Source organism: Amycolatopsis kentuckyensis, from assembly GCF_002155975.1.
In the GTDB taxonomy this organism is placed as follows: domain Bacteria; phylum Actinomycetota; class Actinomycetes; order Mycobacteriales; family Pseudonocardiaceae; genus Amycolatopsis; species Amycolatopsis kentuckyensis.
Genome location: NZ_MUMI01000543.1, coordinates 1 through 7,355, shown reverse-complemented (window position 1 = coordinate 7,355; position 7,355 = coordinate 1). Strand labels below are relative to the sequence as shown.

Here is a 7,355-nt window from a genome sequence, read left to right as displayed (position 1 = left end):
GACCCGGCCCGGCGCGGGTGCGAAACCCCGGCCATCGACCCCCGGAAACCAGCAGGCGGCCCGGTGCGTAACCACTGGGTTCACCCCGTCACCCGCCCGCTCGGCGGTATCGCCGCCCGCGGCCCGTACTTACCGTCGATCGGGCGAGGACGCGAACCGGAAGGAGAGCGATCATGCACGGGTGCTGCTCGAAGTGCACCGGTCAGGGCTGTGGCTGCTGCGGCAACTGCAACTGATCCCACCCGGCGCCGCGGCGGCCCTGGCGCCGCCGGGGCGCCCTAACCCGCCGTGCAGGTCGCCGAAGTCGCGGCTGCCAATGCTTGCCTGTGCAGTGCGTCGAACCGGTGGAACAGCTCCACCACGTCCGCCGTCACCAGCTGGTGCACCGGGCACGAGCGCGCCGCCCGCGAAGTTGCCGTTGCCGCCAGTTCCGTCAGCAGGCCCGTGTTGAGCCCGTCGATCACCGGGCGGATCTGCCCGAGGTCGGGACGGCCGGCCGGCACCTCCTCGGGATGCGCGTCCCAGCGGGCGTAGAGGCCGCGCTGCACCAGCTTGTTCGCCTCGATCTGGGCGCGGAAGAACCGCACCGCGTCCGCCGGGTCGAGGCCGAGGCCCGGGGCGCGCGCGGCCACCGAGTCGTAGATCTGCTGCTCCCGCGCCGGGTCGTCGATCGGCGACGGCGTGCCGTACTTGGCCGCGGCCACCTGGTCGGCGATCGCGACGCGCTGCGCCGCCAGGTCGGTGAGCCGCCACAGCGAGGGGCTCGAAGCCGAAGCGGGGGCCGCGAAGAGGAGGGCCGCGGCGAGGGCCGCCGTCACCGTGACGAGCAGGGACCGAAGGCGCATGGCTCCGGACCGTACATGCGAAAATCACCGCGTGTCCGCGCCTTCCGCCATTTCCGAAGTCATCTCCGTGCTGGAACGGGCTTACCCGCCCGAGCTCGCCGAGTCGTGGGACGCCGTCGGCCTCGTCTGCGGCGATCCCGCCGAACCCGTGAGCCGCGTGCTGTTCTGCGTCGACCCCGTCGGCGAGACCGTCGACGAAGCCGTCGAGCTCGGCGCGCAGCTGATCGTCGCGCACCACCCGCTGCTGCTGCGCGGCGTGCACGGCGTGCCCGCCGACACCGCCAAGGGCTCGCTGGTCCACCGGATGATCCGCGAGGGCATCGCCCTCTACTGCGCGCACACCAACGCCGACTCCGCCGACCCCGGTGTCTCGGACGCCCTCGCGCAGGCGATCGGGCTGCGCGTGACCGGCCCGCTGGCGGCCAACAGCGACGGCGTCACCGGCATCGGCCGGATCGGCGAACTGCCCGAGCCCGAGCCGTTCGCGGCGTTCGTCCAGCGCGTCGCCGACGCCCTCCCCGCGACCGTGCCCGGCGTGCTCGGCGCGGGCGACGCCGGCCGCCCGATCCGCACCGTCGCCGTCTCCGGTGGCGCGGGGGACTCCTACCTGAAGCAGGCCACCGAAGCCGGCGTCGACGCCTTCGTCACCGCCGACCTGCGGCATCACCCCGCCGGTGAGCACCTCGCCGGCCGCGGCCCGGTGCCCGCGCTGGTCGGGCTGACCCACTGGGCCAGCGAGTGGCCCTGGTGCGGGCAAGCCTCGGCGCTCGTGGCGCGGACCTTTGCGGGTAACGTCGACGTTCACGTCTCCACGCGGTGCACCGACCCGTGGAACGTCCGCGCCGAGCGCACATCGATTTAGAGGAGCACCGTGAAGGCCGAACCCGCCGTGCAGCGCCAGTTGCTCGAGCTCGCCAAGGTGGACGCCGAGCTCTCGCGCACCGCGCACCGCCGCCGCACCCTGCCGGAGCTGGCCGAGATCGACGCGGGGGAGAAGACCGCCCGCGAGCGCCGCGACGCGCTCGTGTCGGTGGAGACCGCCGCTTCCGACCTCGACCGCGAGATCGCCCGCCAGGAGAAGGAGATCGAGTCGGTGCGCGCCCGCGAGGACCGCGACCGCAAGCTCCTGGCGTCCGGCTCGGTGAACTCGAAGCAGATGACCGACATCGAGCACGAGCTGCAGTCGCTGGAACGCCGCCAGCGCGCGCTGGAGGACGACCTGCTGGAGCTGATGGAACAGCGCGAGGCCCTCGGCCTGGACGCGCAGCGCACCGGCGCCGAGGTCGACAAGGCCGAGGCCGAGGTCGCCGCCGCGATCGTCCGCCGCGACGAGGCGTTCAAGGACCTCGACACCACCCGCGCACGCCGCGACGAAGACCGCGTGAAGCTGCTGCCGCGCTTCCCGGAACCGCTGCTCAAGCTGTACGAGCGGGTCCGCGAGCACAAGGGCATCGGCGCCGCGCTGCTGCGCGCCCGCCGCTGCGGTGCCTGCCAGCTGGAGCTGGACCGCAACACGGTCAACGAGATCAAGGCCGCGCCGGAGGACGACGTCATCCAGTGCGAGAACTGCGGCGCGATCCTGGTCCGGACCCTGGAGTCGGGTCTGTGACGTCGCACGTCATCGTCGAGGCCGACGGCGGTTCCCGGGGCAACCCGGGGCCCGCCGGCTACGGCGCCGTGGTGAAGGACGCCGCCACCGGTGACGTCCTCGCCGAGCGCAAGGAAAGCCTCGGCGTGGTCACCAACAACGTCGCCGAGTACAACGGCCTGATCGCCGGCCTGGCCGCCGCGGCCGAGCTCGGGGCGTCCACTGTGGACGTCCGGATGGACTCGAAGCTCGTGGTGGAGCAGATGTCCGGGCGCTGGAAGATCAAGCACCAGGACATGCAGCCGCTGGCCGAGCGGGCCAAGGAGCTGGCCGCGGCGTTCTCCCGCGTCGGGTACGAGTGGATCCCGCGCGCGCAGAACTCCCACGCCGACCGCCTCGCCAACGAGGCCATGGACGCGGCGACCGGCAAGCCCGCCGCCGGCCGGCCCGGCGCCGCGAAGACCGCGGCGGCCGCCGCCCTGCCCAAGCTGCCGACCCGCAAGCCCGACCGCGCGGCGGTGCCCTGGACCGGCGCGAAGGGCACCCCCACTCGGCTGCTCCTGCTGCGTCACGGCCAGACCGAGATGTCGGCCCTGCGGCGGTACTCCGGCCGCGGCGACGTCCCGCTGACCGAGCTGGGCCGGACGCAGGCCGCCGCGGCGGCGAAGCGGCTGGCCGCGACCGAGGGCCTGGTCGTCGACGGCGAGGCCGTCCCGATCGTCTCCTCGCCGCTCACCCGCACGAAGCAGACCGCGCAGGCCGTCGCCGACGCGCTCGGCGGCCGCGTCGAGACCCACCCCGGCCTGATCGAGACCGACTTCGGCGAGTGGGAAGGCCTGACGTTCGCCGAAGCGGCCGACCGCGACCCCGAGCTGCACCGCTCCTGGCTGGGCGACAGCTCGGTGCCGCCGCCCGGCGGGGAGAGCTTCGACGTCGTCCACCGGCGCGTCCGCAAGGCCCGCGACGAGCTCATCGCCGAGCACGGCGGCAAGACGTTGGTGCTGGTCAGCCACGTGACGCCGATCAAGACGCTGCTCCGGATGGGCCTCGACGCCGGGCCGCAGCTGCTGTTCCGGCTGCACCTCGATCTGGCGTCGCTGTCGATCGTCGAGTTCTACCCGGACGGGAACGCCTCGGTCCGCCTCGTCAACGACACCTCGCACCTGGCCTGACCGGCGGAAATGTGGGGTGGATCACGCTCAACACCGACGCGTGGCCGACCCCGGATGGGGTATTGGCTACAGTGTCTCGACCGCGTCGCCGCGGTGGCGGATCCGCCGATGGATCCACTCAGGGGGCGCCAGCTCGCGCGTATCCCACCGGCAGAAGCCTGCGGGCGGAACAGTGACGAGGACATGACGGCTAGCGCACTCACCGAGACTTCCCCGAGCGACGTCCCCGAGGACCCGGCCACCACCACGGCCACCCGCGGCTGGGGCGCGCGCCTGGCGCCGGTGCTGGCCGTGCTCGCCGGCGTCGCGGCCGTCGCCGTGCACGCCACCCGCTACGGCCACTGGATCGTCGACGACGCCGCCATCACCTTCTCCTACGCCCGCAGCTTCGCCGACGGCCTCGGCCCGGTGCTGCAGCCGGGCGCCCCGCCGGTCGAGGGCTTCTCCGACCCGACGTGGATGGTGCTGCTCGGCCTCGGCAAGCTCGTCGGCCTCTTCGACCACGGCGCGCTCTTCGGCATCCCGGACTACGTGCTGTTCCCGAAGGCGCTGGGCCTGCTGTTCACCGGCGGCGTCCTGACGGCCTGCCACATCGCCGCGAAGCAGATCTTCACGCGGTTCGCCTGGCTGGCGACGCTGATCGCCGGCCTGACGCTGGCGACGATCCCGTCGTACGTCATCTGGGTCGTCTCGGGCCTGGAGAACTCGCTGTTCGCGTTCGCGGTGGTCACGCTGGGCGTGACGCTGTTCGTCGCGGTGCGCAACGACCGGCTCCTGACCCCCAAGGTGGCGATCTGGGCGGGGGTCATGGTGGCGTTCGCCGCGCTGACCCGTCCGGAAGGCCTGATCTACGCGGGCGCGTACCCGCTCGCCGCGCTGTTCCTGCTGCGGTCCGGGCTGTTCTGGAAGAGCTTCCGGCTCGCGCTGCTGTCGGTGGCGGCGTTCGCGGTGCCGTTCGGCGCCTACGTCGTCTGGCGGCACGCGGAGTTCGGGCGGCTGCTGGCCAACCCGTCGGTGGCGAAGCAGCAGGGCCTGCCCGGCTTCGACGCGGTGAAGCGGCCGTTCGAGCTGGTCGGCTACGCGGGCTGGGCCGGCGTGGTCGCGCTGGCGCTGGTGATCGTGTTCGCGCTGGTCAAGGCGCCGTGGCGGCGTTCGCTGATCGCGCTGCTGGTGCCGCTGGGGCTCGGGATCATCGCGTACGGCGTGATGGTCGCCGACTGGATGTACCAGCACCGGTTCGCCAGCCCGATCTGGGCGCTGGCGGTCATCGCGGGCACCCTGTCCGCCGGTGAGCTGCTGCGCCACCGGCAGGTGCTGCTGCGCGCCGGGATCGTCGTGGTGCTGGTGGGCGCGTTCGTCCCGTCGGCGGTCGGGTTCGCGGCCGCGGCGGACAAGTTCGCGAAGAACCCGAACATCACGGCGTGCCTGGTGGCCGACCGCTTCGGCCGCGGCTTCAACACCTACGCCGACATCCTCGGCCTGCAGAAGGCGTCGCTGCTGCTGCCCGACCTCGGCGGTTCGTCGATGACGAGCCGGCTCGAGCTGGTGGACATGGCGGGCCTGGTCAACAAGCCGATCGCCGACCTGGTGCACGACAACGACCTGGCCGGCCTGCGCAACTACGTGTTCGACACGGTCAAGCCGACGTTCATCCACTCGTGGGGCCCCTGGGCGGCGGGCAACGGCATCGCGCTGGACCCGCGCCTCGACCGCGACTACGTGCTGATCTACAGCTCCCCGATCGAAGGTCTCCGCAACGGCGACTGGGTGCGGCGCGACGCGGTCACCGACCCGGCGAAGCTCAAGGCGGCCCAGGACTACGCGGCGAAGACGATCCCGGCGGTGGCGGCGGACCGCTTCGGCGGCCCGCTGGACGACTGCGGCGCGACGATGAAGCCGGGCCAGACGATCACGATCCCCGGCTGAGCCTGTTCGCTCAGCGGAGGTGCGCGGCGCGGAAGGCGTCGATCTGCCGCCGCACGCCGGTGTCGTCGGTGACAGCCTCGAGCACGCGCCGGACGCGGCCGAGGTCGCCGGGGTGGCCCGGCCAGTGCGTCGCGGGCACCTCCAGCACGGCGGCCAGCAGGTCACCGGGGTAGAAGTCGCCTTCGGTCATGGGGTCGTGTTCGAGGTGGGTGAGCGCGAGGGGGACCAGCACCTCGACGCCGACGTGCTGGCCCAGCAGCAGCCGGAGGTCTTCGGCGCTCAGCTCACCGACCGGCTTGCGCCGCAGTTCGTGGGCCGTCCGGACCAGCCGGGTCGCGTCGGCGGGCGGTGCGCCCCAGGCGTGGCCTTCGAGCTGTTCGAGGCTCAACGACGGATTGATCACGGTTCAGAGTACCGACCAGAGCGCGACCGTCGCCGCGGCCAGGCTCAGCGGGGTCGTGAGCGCCCCCAGCGCGTGGAACGTCCTGGGGGAGGGCGGCTCCGGGAGCGTCCGGCGCCACAGCAGCGTCGCCAGTGAGCCGAGGTAGCTCGCGTTCGGGCCGATGTTGACGCCGAGCAGCACCGCCAGCAGCACCCCCGGCGCCGGGTGCGGGCCCAGCACGGACAGCAGGATGAGGGTGGCCGGCAGGTTGTTGACCAGGTTGGCCAGCAGCGCCGCCACCCCGGCGGCGACCAGCAGGTCGACCAGGCCGGTCGACGTCGGCAGGACGGCGCGCAGCACGCCGCCGAGCAGGTGCTCCGACACGGCCTCGACCACGACGGCCAGGCCCAGCACGAACAGGCACAGCTGCGGCGCCGCTTCGGTGACGAGCTGCCACGGCCGGATCTTGCCCTGCGCGAGCGCACGCACGCCGAGGATGAGCGCGGCCAGCGCGGCGATCCACACCGGCTCGACGTGCCCGAGCTGCCCGACGGCGAACCCGGCGAGCGTCAGCCCGAGGATGACCAGGGAGAACGTCGGCGTCTCGAGGTGCTGCCGCGGTTCGGGCGTCTCCCGCGGCCGCAGATCGGTCTTGAAGAACCAGAAGAACACGAGCAGCTCGATGCCGATCGTGACCAGCCACGGCAGGGCCATCAGCGCGGTGAACCCGGCGAAGGTCAGCCCGGACGCGGCGAAGGCGAGGAGGTTGGTCAGGTTGGAGACGGGCAGCAGCGTCGACGCGGAGTTGGCCAGGTGCGCGCAGGCGTAGACGTGCGGCCGGGCGGGGAGTTCGAGGCTTTTCGCGGTGGCGAGGACGACCGGGGTGAGCAGCACGACGGTGGCGTCCAGGCTGAGAATGGCGGTGACTCCGGCCGCGGCGGCGAAGGTGAGGACGAGCAGCCGCCGCGGACGGCCGTGACACGCCTCGGCGAGCCGGTTGCCGAGCCAGGCGAAGACCCCGTCGACACTGGCCAAAAAGGACAAAAGCAGGATCGCGGCCAGAAAGCCCAGCGTGGGCAGGATTTCGACAGCCCGCGCACCGGCCGCGTCGGCGGGCACGAGACCGAGGAGAAGAGCGATCCCGGCGGCGGGCACGGCGGCGACGGCTTCGGGCCACCCCCGCGGCCGCACGATGGCGAAGACGAGCACACCGGCCAGGAGCAGCAGGCTGGCCGCGCCCGCGAGGAGGTTCACGCGTTCACGCTAACCGCGGCCCGATTCTGTCGGTGCCTCCGGGTAGCGTGGAGAACGGGGGGCGCCCCCGCGGGCGGGAGTCCGATTTGGACATCGGCGGGCCGGAGCGCCGGTCTCGACCTGCAGCGGGAAAGGGCGGACCGGTCACCGCGAGATCGCCGCCGCCCGGGGCAGCGACCGTCCGCGCG

At 72.8% G+C, this 7,355-nt stretch carries 7 protein-coding genes; 4 read left to right on the top strand and 3 right to left on the bottom strand.

What is annotated here, in order from left to right:
- Positions 1–278: 278 nt before the first annotated feature.
- Positions 279–845, bottom strand: coding sequence for a chorismate mutase (locus CCN39_RS41145; RefSeq protein WP_086851726.1), 567 nt, complete (start codon positions 843–845; stop codon positions 279–281).
- A 31-nt stretch (positions 846–876) separates the two neighbouring features.
- On the opposite strand from CCN39_RS41145, the gene CCN39_RS41140 reads away from it, so the two are divergent.
- The 4 genes from CCN39_RS41140 to CCN39_RS41125 all read left to right on the top strand — a co-directional run bounded on the left by CCN39_RS41140 (position 877) and on the right by CCN39_RS41125 (position 5,531).
- Entirely contained in the window at positions 877–1,707 is an 831-nt protein-coding gene (locus CCN39_RS41140; protein ID WP_244211230.1) for a Nif3-like dinuclear metal center hexameric protein, read from the top strand.
- A 9-nt stretch (positions 1,708–1,716) separates the two neighbouring features.
- Positions 1,717–2,454: a zinc ribbon domain-containing protein gene (locus CCN39_RS41135; protein ID WP_086851722.1), complete on the top strand. Its 738-nt coding sequence runs from the start codon at positions 1,717–1,719 to the stop codon at positions 2,452–2,454.
- Positions 2,451–3,605 carry a bifunctional RNase H/acid phosphatase gene (locus tag CCN39_RS41130; RefSeq protein ID WP_086851721.1) on the top strand — a complete coding sequence of 385 codons (1,155 nt, stop codon included), beginning with the start codon at positions 2,451–2,453 and terminating at the stop codon, positions 3,603–3,605. Before CCN39_RS41135 ends, CCN39_RS41130 begins: the two co-directional genes overlap by 4 nt.
- Before the next feature lie 183 nt (positions 3,606–3,788).
- Positions 3,789–5,531 carry a DUF2339 domain-containing protein gene (locus CCN39_RS41125; protein WP_086851719.1) on the top strand — a complete coding sequence of 581 codons (1,743 nt, stop codon included), beginning with the start codon at positions 3,789–3,791 and terminating at the stop codon, positions 5,529–5,531.
- Positions 5,532–5,541: 10 nt separating this feature from the next.
- On the opposite strand, the gene CCN39_RS41120 is transcribed toward CCN39_RS41125, so the two are convergent.
- Both CCN39_RS41120 and CCN39_RS41115 read right to left on the bottom strand, forming a co-directional pair.
- Positions 5,542–5,934: a contact-dependent growth inhibition system immunity protein gene (locus tag CCN39_RS41120; RefSeq protein WP_086851717.1), complete on the bottom strand. Its 393-nt coding sequence runs from the start codon at positions 5,932–5,934 to the stop codon at positions 5,542–5,544.
- 3 nt (positions 5,935–5,937) lie between these two features.
- Entirely contained in the window at positions 5,938–7,167 is a 1,230-nt protein-coding gene (locus tag CCN39_RS41115; protein ID WP_086851715.1) for an SLC13 family permease, read from the bottom strand.
- Positions 7,168–7,355 lie beyond the last annotated feature (188 nt).

Excerpts from the sequence above, each read along its gene's own strand:
- CCN39_RS41145 (WP_086851726.1), bottom strand. The coding sequence starts at position 845 with ATGCGCCTTCGGTCCCTGCTCGTCACGGTGACGGCGGCCCTCGCCGCG.
- CCN39_RS41125 (WP_086851719.1), top strand. The coding sequence starts at position 3,789 with ATGACGGCTAGCGCACTCACCGAGACTTCCCCGAGCGACGTCCCCGAG.